This window comes from Kribbella sp. NPDC059898, from assembly GCF_042730855.1.
In the GTDB taxonomy this organism is placed as follows: domain Bacteria; phylum Actinomycetota; class Actinomycetes; order Propionibacteriales; family Kribbellaceae; genus Kribbella.
In genome coordinates this window covers 31,646-47,435 of record NZ_JBHWKR010000011.1, presented here as the reverse complement: position 1 = coordinate 47,435, position 15,790 = coordinate 31,646, and the positions used below count along the sequence as shown (strand labels likewise).

Below are 15,790 nucleotides of genomic sequence, written 5' to 3'. Positions count from 1 at the left end.
ATGTCGGATTCGATCCAGCTCCCTGACGATGGCGCCTGCGCCTTCTGCGCCTACCTCAATGGCTCCCGTCCCTACACCGTTCTGACTCGGAACGCGATGACGGCCACGCTGGTGACACGGGAGCAACGTGGGGTCGCGCATCTGCTGGTCCTCCCCATCCGCCACGTCGATACCATCCTCGAGCTGACAGACGGGGAGTCAGGGTCTCTCATGGTCGCTGTGCGTGAAGCAGCTCGCGCGATTGACCGAACTGAGGGGCGACCTGGCATAGCCGTCTGGCAGAACAACGGCGTGCCCGCAGGGCAGTCGATCAGTCACATTCACTTCCACGTGGCGGGAACGCTGCCAGGCGGGCGAACCGAGTGGGGTGATGTCCCAGAACTGCCTCTAAGTGAAACGGATGCTCTCGCCGAAAGGCTGAGAGCGGCCAACAAGGATGAATTGCGAGCATGAAGGGCGTAGGTGACTACCGGAACATCACTGCGACAGTTCGCACGCCACGGTGCGCCATCCTCATCAATGAGAACAGTAAACATTGGAGGTTCGCCGCCAAAACCGCAATCGCTCACTTCTCTGAGGTATGGGGTGGCAGATACTTCCTCCTGATTCCAACGGACGGCGTTCGAGTCAAGGAAAAATTTTGGGAGCTCCTCGAGGCCTACAGCCCTGATTACATTGGCCAATATCGCCCAACTTTCGCCGACCTGGAAGAAGCGGAGCCTGATCGCTACGCCGAAGTGAAGGAGCGAAACCGCGAACAGTTCGATCGAGACGACATCTCCGGCGACTTCGAGAAATTCTTTCGAGAGCGTGCGGATTCCTCGGATATTGAGGAGCTGCACATCAGCGACCAACTGCAGAAGGAACTCATTAACCGGCTCAGCCCTTTCCACCTCAGCGGCAGGGCTGTTCAGCACTACTTGAGTCGTAGAGACGGGTTCGCGTTTCCCTTCACCAAGATGCCTGCCATCCTGCCTTTCGCCCACAGGCAGGTTCAGAGGATCACATTGCCCCCGGCGATCGACGATCCGGTAGGTGCACTGATGACGCACACTCGAACAGGCGCGGCCACTGAAGCCTACCTCGACCAGTTGCGATCACACGGGATCGCAGCCGAAGCTCCTCCGTCCGAGTGTGACGCCTGGCAATTCGTCCAGTACGCACTCGGTGGTCGAGGCGGCTGGGCGACCGTTGTCGGCAACGGCACTTGGGAGCCGGACGCCGACTACGACAAGACGACCCCATTCGCGATCAGCAGTCTGCATCTCGCTCGGTACTACCGAACCGACAAACAGATGACATACCTTGAGCCAGTCGTCGTGGTCCTGGGCGACACTGTAGATGATTTCTGCTTCTACTATTCCTTATCGCGCCTGCACGACGACGTCTATTGGCTGCCGCTCTCTTGGCTCAGTGAAGCATACCGAGGCCTCATGGCCAGTCGTCGCAGACGAACGGCGGGCGAAGAAGTAGATGAGCCGACCAACCAGCAACGTCTCGCACGCTTCATCGTCAACCAGCTGCCTCAGAAGATCGATTACGGTCACCACGACAAGCGGATTGAGCTTCGAAGCATGAGCCTCAGCCTGGCTCAGCTACGGGCTCGCAAGAGACAGGTGGTCGGCCTTAGCTACCTCGGTGTCGATCAAGGCCTGTCAAGCATCATCTGCAAGGACATCTCAGAGACGGCCACCGCCTGCATCGGCTCAGCGATGGAGGAGAACAACTACGCCGCGTTCGAGAGCGCAGTGTTTATCGACGGCGAGAGTGTTAGTCCGGTCGATACGCCGAAGCCGAAGAACTTCAGCAAGATCAACGTGCCGGAGCACTACTGGCTAACGTCCCTCGTCGTGGAAGACTATATGCCGCCACCGCTTCCTTACCTTGGAAGTGAGACTCTTAAGCTTCGAGGGCTGACACCGGAGCTCCGAGTGGCTAACGACGGTCTCGTTTACCAGTGTCCCAACATGGCCTACTTTGGCGGCGATGCCGACGTGGTCACCGTTCGCCCAAAGCTAGTCCTACTGGATGAGATGACCATCTTGGGCAAGTACTTTGGCGACGCGGGCATCACCATCAAGTATTCAGACAAGGGGAACTACTTCCTCGACACCATCAGACGCTTCGGCAGTCTTCGGGAGGCCGGCGAGTTCATTAGAGCCAAGTCCACCCGCAGCATCCTCGATGGATACATGGCCAAGGTGAACGAGGCGGACGGCACGGTCATCTATCTAGATGCCGACCAGCGCGCCTACCTCAACTTCGGGGCATTCCAGCGATATATAGGCGATGAAGCCGCGGCGGCAGTCCTTATAGACAGTCTTGTTGGACGCGAGGTGCTCGAACGGGGCCTAATCCTCCGATGTGAACGCTGTCGACTGTCCTCGTGGTACAGTCTTAACTTCTTGACCGCCGAGTTCAGTTGCAACCGTTGTGGTCTCACGCAACAATTCACTCGGTCACACTGGAAGAACCCGTCAGAGCCTCATTGGTACTACAAGCTAGTTGAGACGATCTACCAGTGCTATGAGAACAATTCGCATGTTACGATCCAAGTCCTGTATAAACTCCTTCAAGAGTCTACGCACGCATTCCATTTTGCTCCAGAACTTGATCTCTTCGGTTTTCCGCAAGGCAAGAAGAGCGAGATCGACATCAGCTGTGTTCTGGACGGGCAGATCATCCTCGGTGAGTGCAAGACGGAGCCACTGCGGCCAACGCACGTCAAGAAGTACGCACAGTTAGCATCTGCGCTGAGTAGGCGACCGGACCGAATCGTCTTCGCTACAACCGCGGAAAGCATCAGCAGCGAATTCATGGAGAGTATCAGCGGACTCCGCGGGTCCGAGGCGCTCGCTTTTAGCGATCTGTTCGATGCCTGATCAGGTTGAGTGCTCTGGCCAAACAAGCGGACAAGGTCCGCGTCAGATAGGCCCCAGAACGCCCTCGGGCTCGTGCCTGGGGCTCTTCTCTTCGTGCTACCTATGCTTCCTCAGTATCCGCTTCACCGTACTGAGGCTCACTCCGTACTCCGTTGCGATCTTGTGTTTGGCCGCGCCAGACCGGAACAGCCTTGCCATCCGCAGCCTGTCGGCCTCGGTCAGGAGGTCGCCTGGTCGTTGTGGTCCCCGACGTGTCGACTGCACACCTGGCAGGTCCACGCGCTCGCCCTCCTGGATCCTCCGCAGCACCTCGAGCATTGGTTTGAGCAAGTCTGGACGGTTGGAGTAACGCCTCAGTACCTCCACCGCAAGAGATCGCAGGCCAGGAGGCACTTTGCCCCCTGGCCTGTTTCGTTAGAGGAGTGCGTGGGAGCGGCGCTTCGCTCCAACCACTGTGAAGTCTGGCTTGTGGTGACTGAGTTCTAGCGCGTCCGGAGCCGCGTGGTCTTTGGATCGGTCGCCCGTAGCTTGGGCGGCCAGGGGAACTCCAGGGGATCGGGGCTTGTGCTCCATTGTTCGCCCAGTTCGCGCAGCGTTGTGGTGGCGCGTTCGATGTGTTCGTCCCGATACGGGCAAGGATCCTGAGAGATCACGCCCCAGCTCTCGCGCACCTGGGCGTACGGCGTCGGTAGCCGCTTCTCGACGGCTTCGTGGATGACGGCCGCGATCGCCTCACTGACGCCGACGCCCTTTGCGGCCTTCAAAATACGGTCGCTGCGGATCTTTGCGTCGTAGCGCGGCTTGCCCTCGATCTGGGTCATGGTCGAGAAGACCGCCCCTGCCGCGATCACGCCGAAGATTCCATCGGCGATGCCGAGCTCCCGTTCGGTCACCGCATGCGAGAGATCGTGGGGTACGCGCCACTTGCGTGAATACGACGTGAGCGTGAAGACTGCGCCGTCCGCCCGCCGGATCAACGTAAGGCTCTCGCCGCGCGGATCGTGCTGGAAGGTGAGATGCACGCTATCCAGGGTGACGTCACGCCGACACATGCACCAATGATTTTCTGCGGTTGTCGCAATGCCCTGAGCTGAGGTCGACAGTCCAGGCGCGGCGTCGTTCGGCCACCAAACTGTCGACCGTCCTGGGAGGCAGAGGGTGAGTGGCACCTGCGGTTCAGTGGGTGCGGCGGTAGTGCGTGGCTACTGTGCCGTTGTGGAGGGGGTTTGCCGAGAGTAGTTCGAGGCGGCGGGTGGCGGGTAGGCCGGCTTGGTGCAGGGTGGGGCCGTGGCCGGTGATCATGGGGTGGATGAGGAGTTTGTACTCGTCGATCAGGTCTAGGCGGTCGAGTTCGGTGGCTAGTTTGGGGCTGCCGAGGAGGACGCCGGCTGGGGTTGCGTCCTTGAGAGTCTGGACGGCCTCGGGTAGGTCGCCGGTGAGGTGGTGGGTGTTGGTCCACAGGTAGTTGGTGCGCGTCGATGAGACGACGTACTTGGGTTTGGATTCGAGCTTGAGTGCCCATTTGCGCAGGGCCGGCGGGGCCTCGACGTCGCCGCGGGCGACGGATGGCCAGTAGCTCTCCATCATTTCGTAGGTGACGCGACCCCAGAGCATTGCGCCGGCTTCGTCCAGGAGACGGGTGAAGTAGGCGTGGGTCTCGTCGTCGGCGATCCCTTCCTGGTGGTCGATGCAGCCGTCCAGGGTGACGTTGAGGCTGAAGGTCAGGAGTCCCATGGGCGGCGAGTCTAACGTCGCCGCGGCGGCAGGTTCGTCGTTCGTCGCGGTGCGTTTCGCCACGGGCCGGGCGCCGTCCTCAGTTGGCGAGCGGCCTCTGATTGGCGAGCCTAAATCGCGTGCCGGGGCTGGGGATTGGTGTGAGACTGCGGGGGTGATCGACGTACCGGAGGCTGTGCTCAGCAAGGTTCGGGCTGCTGGAGTTGAGGGGTGGCTCGAGCGGTTGCCTGAGGTTGTCTCGGGGCTTGAGGATGAGTGGGCGATCACGGTGGGGCGCCCGTACTCGGGTGGGTCCGAGGCCTATGTGGCTGAAGCGACGCGGGCGGACGGTACCTCCGCGATTCTCAAGGTGTTGATCCCGGGGCTCGGGGACGCAGCTTCCCACGAGGCGACCGTGCTTCGCATAGTTGATGGGGAAGGGTGCCCGGAGCTCTATCGGTATGACGCCGAGCGAGGTGCGCTGCTGATGGAGCGGCTGGGGCGGCCGATGTTTGAGCTCGGCCTGCCGTTGTCGCGGCGGCTTGAGCTTCTGTGCGATACGGCGGCGCGCATCTGGCGGCCGGCGCCGGACTCTGGGCTGCCGACCGGTGCCGAGAAGGCCCTGTGGCTCGCCGACTTCATTGTGCGGTTGTGGGAGGAGTTCGACCATCCGTGTTCGGAGAAGGTTGTTGAGCATGCGCTCGCTTCGGCTCGGCGGCGGGAGCTTGCGCATCGCGACGAGAAGGCCGTACTGGTCCACGGCGACGTACACCAACTGAACGCGCTTGAGAGCGATGGTGAGTTCAAGCTGGTCGATCCGGACGGTCTGCTTGCGGAAGCGGAGTACGACCTGGGTGTCCTGATGCGTGGCGACCCGGTCGAGTTGCTGGCTGGTGATCCGTTGGAGCGGGCTCGTCGGCTGGCTGCGCGGACCGGGCTGGATCCGGTGGCCACCTGGGAGTGGGGCGTGATCGAGCGGGTGTCGACGGGACTGCTCTGCACGCAGATCGACATGCAGCCGCTCGCGAGAGACACGCTCACGGTAGCTGAGGCGGTCGCTGGTTTGTCGATGTCGTAGGTTGTCGGGCTGGGATGAGTATTGGGCTCAGGCGGAGCAACTCGCGCGGCAGCGTGTCGGCCGCCATGGATCAGCCCTTCTTCAGTTCCTCGGCGAGCATGACGATGATGCCGCTGGGGCCGCGGACGTACGTGAGCTTGTAGATGTCCTCATAGGTGGCCACGCCGCGGAGCGGGTGGCATCCGTGTTTCGCGGCTGTCTCGAGGGCTTTGTCGATGTCGTCCACCGAGAAGGCGACGCGATGCATGCCGATCTCGTTGGGACGAGTGGGCTCCGACTCGATCGCTGTGGGGTGGATGTACTCGAAGAGCTCGAGGCGGCCGTGGCCGTCCGGCGTCTGCAGCATCGCAACATTGGCGTGATTGCCGTCGAGGTCGACCGCGGTGTCGGTCCATTCACCACTGACCGTGTCGCGGCCGACGACGGTGAGACCGAGGTCTGTGAAAAAGGAGATCGTTGCTTCGAGGTCGCGAACGGCGATGCCGACGTTCTCAAGCTTGATGGCCATGCCTTGCATGCTACTGAGCCCGGGCTGATTGGTTTCGGCGAAGTGCTAGTCCGAACGATGACGGCGTCGTGGCGGTCCGCTTGGTGGGCCGCGAGCTCGTCTACGTGAACTCGTTGGCCAGGTTGCGTACGGGGATTGCCAGTTCGGTGAGTTCGCCTGTGTCGGCGAAGCGGAGGTAGCGGGTGGCGGCTGTGAGGATGGCGGTGCGGGCGGTGGGGGTGTTGAGGAAGTCGGCGAGGGATGCGCGGAGTCTTCGGGCGAGTGTTGGGTACGGGAGTGTTGCGCAGAGGAGGCTGGCGGCGTCGTAGCCGGCGGGGGCTCTGCCCCAGGTTTCCCAGTCGAGGATGGTGAGGTTGGGGGCGGTGAGGTTGGCCCAGTGGAGGTCGCAGTGGGCGGTGGTCCAGGGGACTTGGGTGATGTCGACCTCGAGACCGAAGAACGCTCTGATGCCGTCGTTGACGTAGGAGGCGTCCGTGCCGTGGCCGGGGAGGGGATGGGCGGCGAGGGCGTGGAGTGCCTGGGTGAGGTCGGTGAGCCAGCGGTCAGAGATCTCGGGCTCGGTGGTCGGCGTCATGTTGGTCGAGACGGCGGGGTCGGGGATGAAGGTGCTGAGTTCTCCGCGCATTCGGCGGTCGTTGTCGTGCCACTCGCGCCATCGCTTGACCGACGGCTTGGGTACGTCGTGGATCTCGTTGGCGGCCACATTCGAGTCGAGGTAGTCGCCGTCGCCCCACTCCGGGTCGGCGTAGACGACGCGCAGCCAGGCGTCTCTACCGTCATCGAGCACGCGGCAGCCGACCGAGTGCAGGCGCGAGGTGTGTATCGGCGTACCGGCCTGCTGGACGTGGAACTCGGCCGCAGCCCACTCCAGATGGCCTTCCATCCAGGTGCGCCGCGCCCGATCAGCAGTCATCTCTGCGGCCGCGGTTCAGGGTGGCGGCGGTGGGGTGGGTGGTGGGAGTGATGGTCGCGAGTTCTTGGCGGACTCGGGATTCGAACTCGGCGCGTTGTTGTGGGGGTAGGGCGTCGATGAAGGCTCTTGAGCCGTGGGAGAGGGCCCAGTTCCAGAAGGTGTCGGGGTCGGGGATGGGGATGTGTTGGGTGACGGTGGTTTGGGCCAACTGATCAAAGGCTGTTGTGGCTAGCAGGTGCTCGCCGTCGAGGGGGCGGCCGAGGCGGCCTTTGCCTGCTGGGATGTACGGCTGGTACTCGCGGAAGACGGCGCCGTAGAAGTCCCATTCCGGAGCGTTGTCGACGTCGCTGGGGGTGGAGAACGAGAAGATGCCGCCGGGACGCAGTACCCGGTGGACCTCGGCGGCCGTCGCCGCGGGGTCATCGAGGAGGTGTACGACGAAGCCGGCGCAGACCAGGTCGAACGTTGCGTCAGGGAAGTCGAGGTGGTGCGCGTCCATCACCTGGGTCTGGGCCGTGGGGTGTAGGCGTGCGAGTTTGGCGACCATGGCGGGGGCCGCGTCGACGGCCGTGACTGTGCAGCCGCGGTCGAGGAGGGCGCCGGTGAGCGGGCCGCTACCGGCGCCGAGGTCGAGCGCGACGGTGCCCGGCTGTGGATCGAGCCAGTCGACGTGCAACTTCGCGAACCCACGGAAGAACGGCAGTACCTCGTCGTAGTCAGCGGCCAGTTCGTCGAACAGCCGGACTGCCCGCGCGGTGTGTTCGCTCATCATTTGAGTCTCGCAGCGCGACGACACGATGGAAAACGGTTTAGCGGACGGACAGGAACCCCAGGATTCCGGACGTGTGCGCTCCATGCCTCGACCGGGCGCTGCACGATGACCAGATGGTCAAGTACCTCCTTACTGTTGCTGCCGTTTACCTTGGGGCGATCGGGCTTGCGTTGTTGTTTGTGCCGGCGCAGTTCGGCGTGGAGGCCGTGCCGGAGGATGCCTCTTCTGAACTGCTTGCTCTGATGAGGCTGCTCGGTGGGCCGTTCCTGGGCATCGCGTTGCTGAACTGGTTGTCGCGCAAGGCGGCGACCAGCCCGGTGCTGCTGGCGAATCTCGTCGGGTTCGGGATCGTCGCCGCCAACGATGTCGTCGGGGTCGCGACCGGTGACGCGCGCGATCTCGCGCGGGTGTTCGTGGTCGTGCACCTGGCGTTCGCGATCGCGTTCGCTGTCGCCTGGTCGCGCCGAACGACGAGCCAGAGCTAGCTCCGGACCTGCTTATGACGGAACGTCCGCGGGCTCACCCCGAACCTGGCCGCGAACGCCTGCCGCAGCGTCTCCGCCGAGCTGAACCCGCACCGGCGCGCGATCTGCGACAGTTGCAGGTCCGTCGTCGCCGCCAGCCGGGCCGCGATCTCGAAACGCATCCGGCGTACGGCGTTGGCGGGCGATTCGCCGGTGTGCTCGCGGAACAACCGGGTGAGCTGCCGGGCGCTGACGCCCGCGCGGGCGGCGAGCGCCGCGACACTGAGATCCGCCTCCGGGTGCGCGACCACATAGTCGCTGATCATCCGTACGCCGGCGTGGTCCGGGCGCGGTGCGGCGGTGAACATGCTCATCTGCGCCTGGTTCCCGGGCCGCTGCAGGTACGTGACCATGCCCATCGCGACCCACCGCGCGAGCTCGGCGCCGTGGTTCTCCTCGATGAACGCCAGCGTCAAGTCGAGCGACGCCGTCACGCCGCCCGACGTCGCGACCGACCCGTCGCGGATGAAGATCGGTGACGGGTCGACCAGCACTTCCGGATACGACCGCTCCAGCTCGGCGGCGTACAGCCAATGCGTTGTCGCCCGTTTGCCGTCGAGCAGATGCGCCGCGGCGAGGACGGTCGCGCCGGTACAGACGGATGCGACGCGCTGAGCGCCGCCCGCGAGGCGTCGTACGTGCCGTACGAGTTCGGAGGAGCGCGCCGCCGCCTCATGGCCGGCGCCTCCCGACACGATCACCGTGTCGACGCGCCGGATCGTCTCGAGCCGCGCTTGTGCCTGCAACGTCAGCCCGGTCTCACAGCGGACCGCCGTACCGCCGACGGTCGCAAGCACCACCTGGTACGTAGGATCGGCGCCGAGCCGGTTCGCGAGCCCGAGCGCCGTGGTGACACAGGCGATGTCCACAAGCTCCGCGTTGTCGTACCCGACGACCACCACCCGGTGCGGGACCATGTGTGACACCGTACTGCTGACCTTGGAAAGGACAAGTGCATGCTGAACGCCGACCACGCGCGACAGGCGATCGTCGAGCACACCCGGCGGCTGGCGGAATCGGCTGCCGCGGCCGGGCCGGATGCTGCCGTACCGACGACGCCGGAATGGACCGTCACCAACCTCGTCGAGCACGTCGGCCAGACCCAGAACTGGGTCGCCGAGATGATCGAGCAGCGCATCACCGACCCGGCGAAGTTGCCGACGGAGGTGGCGGAACTGCCTGCCGATCCCGGCGAGTGGCCGGCCTGGCTGGCGGCGTCCGCGCAGCGGGTCGCGGACGCGTGCGCCGAGGACGTGCCGGTGTTCAACGCGGCGGGGGACGGGCGGACCGGAGTCCAGTCCTGGTTGACGAGTCAGCTCAACGAGGCGGTCGTGCACGGGTTCGACGCCGCGGCCGCGGCGGGGCGTACGGTCCAGATCGACGCCGAGATCGCGGGCGCGCTGATCGAGAATCACCTCGCGATGCTCACGTCGCCCACCTGGGAGCTGCGGCGGCCCGAGTCGGCGCAGGCGATCCGGGGCGACGGGCAGGTGCTGCAGTGGCAGGCGACGGACGGTGGCGCGTGGTTCGTCGTACGGCGGCCTGATGGGGCCACCTGGGAGACCGGAAGTCGCGAGGCCGACGTGACGCTCGGCGGGCCCGCGGGATCGCTGCTGCTCACGCTGACCCGACGGCTGCCGTTGACCGGCAACTCCGTCACGGTCGAAGGCGACGCGGAACTCGCTCGGCATTGGGTCGCCAATACGGCTCACGTCAGCGGCTGACCCGGGCGTACCGTGGTTCGAAAGGAGGAGCCATGACCGACGAACCCTTCGAGACGTCCGAGAACGCCCGCCGGGACCGGCGCGAGCACGGCGGCGCGCCGCGGAACCCGGACGACGACGCGCTGGCCCGGCGTACCGAGGAGGAACGTGTCGAGGCGGGCCTCGACGCCTACGACCCGGACGACGTACCGCCGGCGACCGACGCGCCCGTACCCACGGACCTGCGGGACACCGAGGAGTACCAGGAGTCCGAGGCCGAGCTGCGGCGGGAGGAGTCGGAGGGCGAGATCTACCCGCTCACCGACCGGCATCCGTTCCCGCCGTCGCACTACGACCGTTCGTAGGCAGCCCGCAGTACGTCGAACTCGCCGCCCGGCTCGTTCGGGTCGAAGCCGTGCTCGATCAGCCAGCGGGACGCCCGGAGGCTGCGCAGCGACCACCAGGCGCGGATCACGTCGACGTCCACGTCGGCGGCGTACCCGGCGAGCAGGTCGTCGAGGCATTCCTCGTGCCCGAGGGTCAGGCTGGCGAGGTCGTTCAACGGGTCGCCTCTGCTCGCCTCGGACCAGTCGATGATGCCCGTGACCTCGTCGTCCGCGGTGAACACGTGGGTGATCTGCAGATCCCCGTGCGCGAACACCGGCTCCCACGGCCGGAACGCCAACTCCGCGACCTCCCGGTTGCGGGTGATCACCTCGGCAGGCAGCACCTCGTTCGTGATGAGCCACTCGCACTCACGGTCGAGCCACTCGGTGATCACTCCGCTGCCGGGCGCCGGCCACGGCGGCAACGGTGCCTCATGCAACTTCCGTACGGCGGCACCCGCCGCGGCCCACGCGTCCGGCGACGCCGGCGAAGGCTCCCCGAGCCGCCCGAGCGCCGTCCCGCGCACAGCGGCCAGGGCCAGCACGTGCGGCTTCCGCCACAAAACCTCCGGCGTCGGAACCGGCGCCAACTCCAACGCCGCAACCTCGACGTCCAGATTCCGCTGATTGCCGTCGACCTTCAAAAACACGTCACCGACCCGCAGCGTCGCCCGCTCACTGTGCGCCACGACAACCTGAACCTCATCCACCCCCGCATTCTCCCGACCCCCACGCCACCCGTCACCCGGTTTGTTCGTGGGAGCATGACGTATGGCTGGGGAACGGCGCCTCGACGGCGGCATCAACGAGGTTGTGCAGCTCGGGCAGACGATCCGCCGCCCGATGGGGCCGTGGTCCGGGTCGGTCCACGAACTGCTGATGGAGTTGGAGTCGCGCGAGTTCACCGGAGCGCCGCGCTTCCTCGGCATCGACGACGACGGACGCGAGATCCTCTCGAAGGTGGAGGGTGACAGACCGACGGTGTTCGATGATGCGCTGCTCGAAAGCACCGCTGCGCTGTTACGCAGGTACCACGACTCGGTGGAAGGATGGGCGCCGGAAACCGCGAGGTGGCAGTCGGCACCCGTTGCGGTCGGCGAGCCGGAGGTTGTCTGTCACAACGACATCGCTCCGTGGAATCTGATCGCTCAGGACGGCATGGCGGCGGCGTTCGTCGACTGGGATACGGCGGCGCCCGGGCCGCGGATGTGGGATCTGGCGTACCTCGCGTATACGTTCGTACCGCTGGCCGCGCCGGAGAACCTCGGGCCGATGGGTCGGCCGGGCCCGGTTCCGGTGCGCGAGCGGCTTGCCTTGGTGCGGGATGCCTATGGTTGCTCGCAGCAACAATGGCACAGCCTCCTGGACACGGTTCCCGTACGGGTCCGAGCCGCGTACGACACGATGCGGATCTGGGCGGCTGAGGACCGACCGGGCTGGCGTGCCCAGTGGGAACAGCCGGAGCCGTGGCGGCACGGCGCCGGCTACCTGCGCGACCTCGCCTACATCAGCGCCTCCGTCAACGATTGGAGTTGAGGAAAGGTTGGACGGTTTGGAGGAAGGGTTCGGGGGCGGAGGAGAAGACGACGTGGCCGGTGTTGAAGGTCTTCATTGTGGCGTTCGGTAGGTGCTTGTGGGTCTGGCGGCCGGCGCGGAGCGGGGCGGCGGTGTCCTTCTCGCCCCAGATGATTAGCGTCGGAGCGGTCAGGCGGGCCGCCTCGGTGTGCAGGTCGTGGTCGGGGGAGGCGAAGCTGCGCCACATCGAGGCCGCCAGGGCGGCGCCTTCGGGGGTGCGGGCGCGGGCGACGGTGCGGTCGACGATCGCGTGGTCGGCGGCGGTCTGCGGCTGCATGTAGCTGCGGACGAAGTACGGCATCAGCCGCCGCGCGACGGCCGGCGTACCGATGACGCGGAACAGCGTTCGGGAGAACGGGTCGTGGCCGGCGAAGCCGCCGTTGTCGACCAGGACGAGGCGGGCGACCCGATCGGGGTGCCGGATCGCCAGCCGGGCGGCCGCGAATCCGCCGACGGAGTTGCCGATCAGGCGCAGGTCGCGGAGGTCCTGCGCGAGGACGAGCTCCTCGAGTACGTCGGCCAGCAGGGGAGCGGTCACCGCCCGCCCGCCCGCGGCCGGGTCCGACGCCCCGTGGCCGGGCCAGTCCACGGCGATGACGCGGTGGTCCGCGGCGAGCGCGGGCAGGACGGGGTCGAAGTCGTGACGGTCGTGCAGGGTGGCGTGCAGGAGTACGAGTACGGGGCCGGATCCGGTGTCGGAGTAGGCGACCCGGCCCGCGACGGACGGAAGGCTCGGCATGTGGCTCCTCGATTCATTGACCGACCGGTCGGTCAAATCATAGGGGAGCGACGGGAAATCTGCGACCATGGTCCGGTGAGTGCGCGAGTGAGTGTGAGCAAGCGGCAGGCCGCTGCGGCCGAGACCCGGCAGCGGCTCGTCGACGCCGGCCTGCGGCTGGCCGAACAGACCGGGCTGATGGGGCTGAGTGTCAACCTGCTGGTCGAGGAGGCGGGCGTGTCGAAGGGAACGTTCTTCCATCACTTCGGCGACCGGTCGACGTACATCATCTCGCTGCACCGGGAGTTCCACGACCGGCTGTTCGAGCGAATCCGGTCCGCGATGGACGGCCTCGAACCCGGCGCCGACCGCCTCGACGCGATCGCCCGTACCTATCTCGACACCTGCCTCGAGCACCGCGGCGTACGGGCGTTGTTGCTGGAGGCCCGCGCCGACCCGCAGATCGCCGAGGAGATCCTGGCCCGCAACACCACCAGCGCCGACGAGGTCCGCGCCGACTTCACCGCCCTCGGCTGGCCCGACCCCAAACAGACCGCCCGCCTCTGGGTAGGCCTGGTGGCCGAGGTCGCCCTCCTCGAACACGCCACCACCAAACGCGACCCGAAACTCCGCCGAGCCCTCACCAATCTCACGCGCCGATGAATCGTCGCGACTGGTCGGATGAGTGCCACTGTTTGGCGGTTCGTGATCGAGAAGTACGGATTCCGCCCCGGCTGAGGGGTCAGCGGCGGCGTAGGGCTGGGGTGGTGAGGGCGGGGAAGACGGAGTGTTTCTCGGTCGGGGAGAGGTCGGTGCCGGGGGCAACTATTGTGTCGATGGCGTCGAGGATGTCGGGGGTGAGGGTGGTGTCGGCGGCTGCCAGTTGGGAGTTGAGGTGGTCCAGGGTGCGGGGGCCGATCAGGGCGCTGGTGACGGCGGGGTGGGTGGTGATGAAGGCCAACGCCAGTTGGATGAGGGTGAGGCCGGACTGGTCGGCGAGTTTGGCCAGTTGTTCGACGGCGTCCAGTTTGGCGGCGTTCGCGGGGATGGTGGTGTCGAAGCGGTCCGGCATGAAGGCCGATCGGCTGGTGGTCACCTCCTGACCTGCGCGTACGGCGCCCGACAGCCAGCCCGACGCCAGCGGGCTCCAGGTCAGCACCCCGAGGCCGTACTGCTCCGCGACGGGTAGCACCTCCGTCTCCGCGCCGCGCTGGAGGAGCGAGTAGCTCGGCTGCTCGGTGGTGAAGCGGCTCAGTTGCTGCCGTTCGGCCGCCCACTGAGCCTCGACCAGGCGGTACGCCGGGTACTCGGACGTGCCGAAGTGCCGGATCTTCCCCGTGCGCTGCAGGTCCGTCAGCGCGGAAAGGGTCTCCTCGTCGCTCGTCGTCGGGTCCCAGCGGTGCACCTGGTACAGGTCGACGTACTCGACTCCGAGCCGCCGGAGGCTGTTCTCCAGGGCGGTGGTCAGCCAGCGGCGGGACGCCCCGCGGCGGTTGCGGTCCTCGCCCATCGGCAGGCCGGCCTTGGTGGCGAGTACGACGTCGTCGCGGCGGCCGGCGATCGCGGCGCCGACGAGTTCCTCGGACTGGCCGTTCGAGTACATGTCGGCCGTGTCGATCAGGTTGATGCCCGCGGCCAGGGCGGCGTCGACGATCGCGGTGGTCTCGTCCTGGCCGGTGCGGCCGATCGCGCCGAAGTTCATGGCGCCGAGGGCGAGGGTGCTGACCTGGACGCCGGTGCGGCCGAGTGTGCGGTACTGCATGTGTCCTCCGAAGATGTCATGATGGGATCGAAGCGGAACGCTGATCCGTATTCGACAATACGGAACGATGTTCCGATTTACAAGGGAGGATCGGTGGAAACACCCCCACGCCGGCGCGCGGACGTACGCCGGAACGAGAAGGCGCTGCTCGACGCGGCCGCGGCGGCGTTCGTGGCGTCTGGGATCGACGCGCCGGTCCGGGACATCGCGGCCCGCGCCAGGGTCGGCGTCGGCACCGTGTACCGGCACTTCCCGAGCCGGGCGGACCTGGTGGTCGCGGTCTACCGGCACCAGGTGGAGGCGCTGGTCCAGCTCGGCCCGCAGTACCTGAAGTCCGAGCCCACGCCGTACGCCGCGCTGCTCCGCTGGGTGGACGGGTTCGTCGACTTCCTGGTCACCAAGCACGGACTGCCGGACGCGCTGAGCCAGCGGGACGCGTTGCATACGTATTTCCTCGACGAATTGCTGCCGGTCTGCGCCGACCTGCTCGCCGCGGCACGCGCGTCGGGGGAGATCAACTGGCCCGACCTCGAGGCCCTCGAGCTGATGCGGGCCATCGGCAACCTGTGCATCGGCGCGAACGACGACGAGCGGTACGACGCCCGCCGTACCGTCGCCGTCTTCACCGCCGGCCTCACGCGTGCAGCGTCGGACGGTACGTGAGTTCCTGCGTGCTGCCGTCCAGCGTGCGCGACTCAAGCAGCTCCAGGTCGAAGTCGGGCACCCCGGCGAAGATCGGCTGTACGCCGGTTTGCCCTGTGAGCACGGGGAAAACCGTCACCTGAACACGGTCGACCAGCCCCGCGGCCAGGAGTGCCCGGTTCAGCGTCAGGCTGCCGTGCGACCGCAGCGGTACGTCGGACTCCTTCTTCAATCGGCGCACCGCCTCCACGCCGTCACCGCTGATGACGGTCACGCCCGGCGAGTCCTGCTGCGTGGAGGAGATGACGGTGGTCGGCAGCTCACGCATCCGCCGTACCCACGGGTCGAGCGCCTCCCCGCCGCCGGCCAGCAGCAGCGTGTTCAACCGGTGCGTCTCGCCGCCCAGCACCATCCGCTGGTCCTGGTTGTACTGCTCCAGCCGGTGTGCCAGGAACTCCGGCCCCTGCTTTCCCCAGTACCCGCCCCAGTCGCCGGTGTGCGACCCGAATCCGTCCAGGCTGCTGAAGACGTCGAAGGTGTACGTCGCGGACATGATGTTCTCCTCGTTGTCGGTGCTCTCATCCCTGCAACGAACACCCCCGGCGCTATCCGAC

20 protein-coding genes are annotated in these 15,790 nt (G+C 66.1%); 9 read left to right on the top strand and 11 right to left on the bottom strand.

Annotated elements, in window-relative coordinates; translation table 11 throughout:
- Together ACFV9C_RS29775 and ACFV9C_RS29770 are read left to right on the top strand one after the other, a co-directional pair.
- A complete protein-coding gene (locus tag ACFV9C_RS29775) occupies positions 1-453 on the top strand; it encodes an HIT family protein (RefSeq protein WP_380198845.1) in 453 nt (150 codons plus the stop codon).
- Positions 450-2,882: a hypothetical protein gene (locus tag ACFV9C_RS29770; RefSeq protein WP_380198844.1), complete on the top strand. Its 2,433-nt coding sequence runs from the start codon at positions 450-452 to the stop codon at positions 2,880-2,882. Before ACFV9C_RS29775 ends, ACFV9C_RS29770 begins: the two co-directional genes overlap by 4 nt.
- Before the next feature lie 96 nt (positions 2,883-2,978).
- On the opposite strand, the gene ACFV9C_RS29765 is transcribed toward ACFV9C_RS29770, so the two are convergent.
- From ACFV9C_RS29765 to ACFV9C_RS29755, 3 genes are all read right to left on the bottom strand, one after another.
- On the bottom strand, positions 2,979-3,200 hold the full coding sequence (locus ACFV9C_RS29765; protein ID WP_380198843.1) for a helix-turn-helix domain-containing protein: 222 nt from the start codon (positions 3,198-3,200) through the stop codon (positions 2,979-2,981).
- A gap of 164 nt (positions 3,201-3,364) precedes the next feature.
- Positions 3,365-3,904 carry a hypothetical protein gene (locus tag ACFV9C_RS29760; RefSeq protein WP_380198842.1) on the bottom strand — a complete coding sequence of 180 codons (540 nt, stop codon included), beginning with the start codon at positions 3,902-3,904 and terminating at the stop codon, positions 3,365-3,367.
- 154 nt (positions 3,905-4,058) lie between these two features.
- Positions 4,059-4,616 (bottom strand): dihydrofolate reductase family protein, encoded by a 558-nt coding sequence (locus ACFV9C_RS29755; RefSeq protein ID WP_380198840.1) that lies wholly within the window; start codon positions 4,614-4,616, stop codon positions 4,059-4,061.
- Here ACFV9C_RS29755 and ACFV9C_RS29750 point away from each other — a divergent pair.
- On the top strand, positions 4,615-5,673 hold the full coding sequence (locus tag ACFV9C_RS29750; protein WP_380198839.1) for an aminoglycoside phosphotransferase family protein: 1,059 nt from the start codon (positions 4,615-4,617) through the stop codon (positions 5,671-5,673). The two genes, ACFV9C_RS29755 and ACFV9C_RS29750, sit on opposite strands and share 2 nt — an antisense overlap.
- Positions 5,674-5,743: 70 nt before the next feature.
- Here ACFV9C_RS29750 and ACFV9C_RS29745 read toward each other — a convergent pair whose 3' ends face one another.
- The 3 genes from ACFV9C_RS29745 to ACFV9C_RS29735 form a co-directional block, all read right to left on the bottom strand.
- On the bottom strand, positions 5,744-6,181 hold the full coding sequence (locus ACFV9C_RS29745; protein ID WP_380198838.1) for a VOC family protein: 438 nt from the start codon (positions 6,179-6,181) through the stop codon (positions 5,744-5,746).
- A gap of 100 nt (positions 6,182-6,281) precedes the next feature.
- Positions 6,282-7,094: a hypothetical protein gene (locus tag ACFV9C_RS29740; RefSeq protein WP_380198837.1), complete on the bottom strand. Its 813-nt coding sequence runs from the start codon at positions 7,092-7,094 to the stop codon at positions 6,282-6,284.
- Entirely contained in the window at positions 7,084-7,863 is a 780-nt protein-coding gene (locus ACFV9C_RS29735; protein WP_380198836.1) for a class I SAM-dependent methyltransferase, read from the bottom strand. Before ACFV9C_RS29735 ends, ACFV9C_RS29740 begins: the two co-directional genes overlap by 11 nt.
- A gap of 116 nt (positions 7,864-7,979) precedes the next feature.
- On the opposite strand from ACFV9C_RS29735, the gene ACFV9C_RS29730 reads away from it, so the two are divergent.
- Complete coding sequence (locus ACFV9C_RS29730) at positions 7,980-8,351, top strand: hypothetical protein (RefSeq protein WP_380198835.1); 372 nt, start codon at positions 7,980-7,982, stop codon at positions 8,349-8,351.
- Here the strand turns inward: ACFV9C_RS29730 and ACFV9C_RS29725 are convergent.
- Positions 8,348-9,307 carry a GlxA family transcriptional regulator gene (locus ACFV9C_RS29725; RefSeq protein WP_380198834.1) on the bottom strand — a complete coding sequence of 320 codons (960 nt, stop codon included), beginning with the start codon at positions 9,305-9,307 and terminating at the stop codon, positions 8,348-8,350. The genes ACFV9C_RS29730 and ACFV9C_RS29725 overlap by 4 nt on opposite strands.
- Before the next feature lie 39 nt (positions 9,308-9,346).
- On the opposite strand from ACFV9C_RS29725, the gene ACFV9C_RS29720 reads away from it, so the two are divergent.
- Together ACFV9C_RS29720 and ACFV9C_RS29715 are read left to right on the top strand one after the other, a co-directional pair.
- On the top strand, positions 9,347-10,114 hold the full coding sequence (locus ACFV9C_RS29720; RefSeq protein WP_380198833.1) for a maleylpyruvate isomerase family mycothiol-dependent enzyme: 768 nt from the start codon (positions 9,347-9,349) through the stop codon (positions 10,112-10,114).
- 32 nt (positions 10,115-10,146) lie between these two features.
- Positions 10,147-10,458 (top strand): hypothetical protein, encoded by a 312-nt coding sequence (locus ACFV9C_RS29715; RefSeq protein WP_380198832.1) that lies wholly within the window; start codon positions 10,147-10,149, stop codon positions 10,456-10,458.
- On the opposite strand, the gene ACFV9C_RS29710 is transcribed toward ACFV9C_RS29715, so the two are convergent.
- Complete coding sequence (locus tag ACFV9C_RS29710) at positions 10,443-11,189, bottom strand: aminoglycoside phosphotransferase family protein (RefSeq protein WP_380198831.1); 747 nt, start codon at positions 11,187-11,189, stop codon at positions 10,443-10,445. The two genes, ACFV9C_RS29715 and ACFV9C_RS29710, sit on opposite strands and share 16 nt — an antisense overlap.
- A gap of 61 nt (positions 11,190-11,250) precedes the next feature.
- Here ACFV9C_RS29710 and ACFV9C_RS29705 point away from each other — a divergent pair, with 61 nt between their 5' ends.
- Complete coding sequence (locus tag ACFV9C_RS29705; protein WP_380198830.1) at positions 11,251-12,015, top strand: phosphotransferase family protein; 765 nt, start codon at positions 11,251-11,253, stop codon at positions 12,013-12,015.
- On the opposite strand, the gene ACFV9C_RS29700 is transcribed toward ACFV9C_RS29705, so the two are convergent.
- Positions 11,999-12,793 carry an alpha/beta fold hydrolase gene (locus ACFV9C_RS29700; RefSeq protein WP_380198829.1) on the bottom strand — a complete coding sequence of 265 codons (795 nt, stop codon included), beginning with the start codon at positions 12,791-12,793 and terminating at the stop codon, positions 11,999-12,001. The two genes, ACFV9C_RS29705 and ACFV9C_RS29700, sit on opposite strands and share 17 nt — an antisense overlap.
- 75 nt (positions 12,794-12,868) lie before the next feature.
- Here ACFV9C_RS29700 and ACFV9C_RS29695 point away from each other — a divergent pair, with 75 nt between their 5' ends.
- Positions 12,869-13,435, top strand: coding sequence for a TetR/AcrR family transcriptional regulator (locus ACFV9C_RS29695; protein WP_380198828.1), 567 nt, complete (start codon positions 12,869-12,871; stop codon positions 13,433-13,435).
- Between the two features lie 79 nt (positions 13,436-13,514).
- Here the strand turns inward: ACFV9C_RS29695 and ACFV9C_RS29690 are convergent, their stop codons facing one another.
- On the bottom strand, positions 13,515-14,534 hold the full coding sequence (locus ACFV9C_RS29690) for an aldo/keto reductase (RefSeq protein ID WP_380198827.1): 1,020 nt from the start codon (positions 14,532-14,534) through the stop codon (positions 13,515-13,517).
- Positions 14,535-14,627: 93 nt separating this feature from the next.
- On the opposite strand from ACFV9C_RS29690, the gene ACFV9C_RS29685 reads away from it, so the two are divergent.
- Positions 14,628-15,197, top strand: a complete 570-nt coding sequence (locus tag ACFV9C_RS29685; RefSeq protein ID WP_380198826.1) for a TetR/AcrR family transcriptional regulator — start codon at positions 14,628-14,630, stop codon at positions 15,195-15,197.
- Here the strand turns inward: ACFV9C_RS29685 and ACFV9C_RS29680 are convergent.
- Positions 15,169-15,729 (bottom strand): dihydrofolate reductase family protein, encoded by a 561-nt coding sequence (locus ACFV9C_RS29680; protein WP_380198825.1) that lies wholly within the window; start codon positions 15,727-15,729, stop codon positions 15,169-15,171. The genes ACFV9C_RS29685 and ACFV9C_RS29680 overlap by 29 nt on opposite strands.
- Positions 15,730-15,790 lie beyond the last annotated feature (61 nt).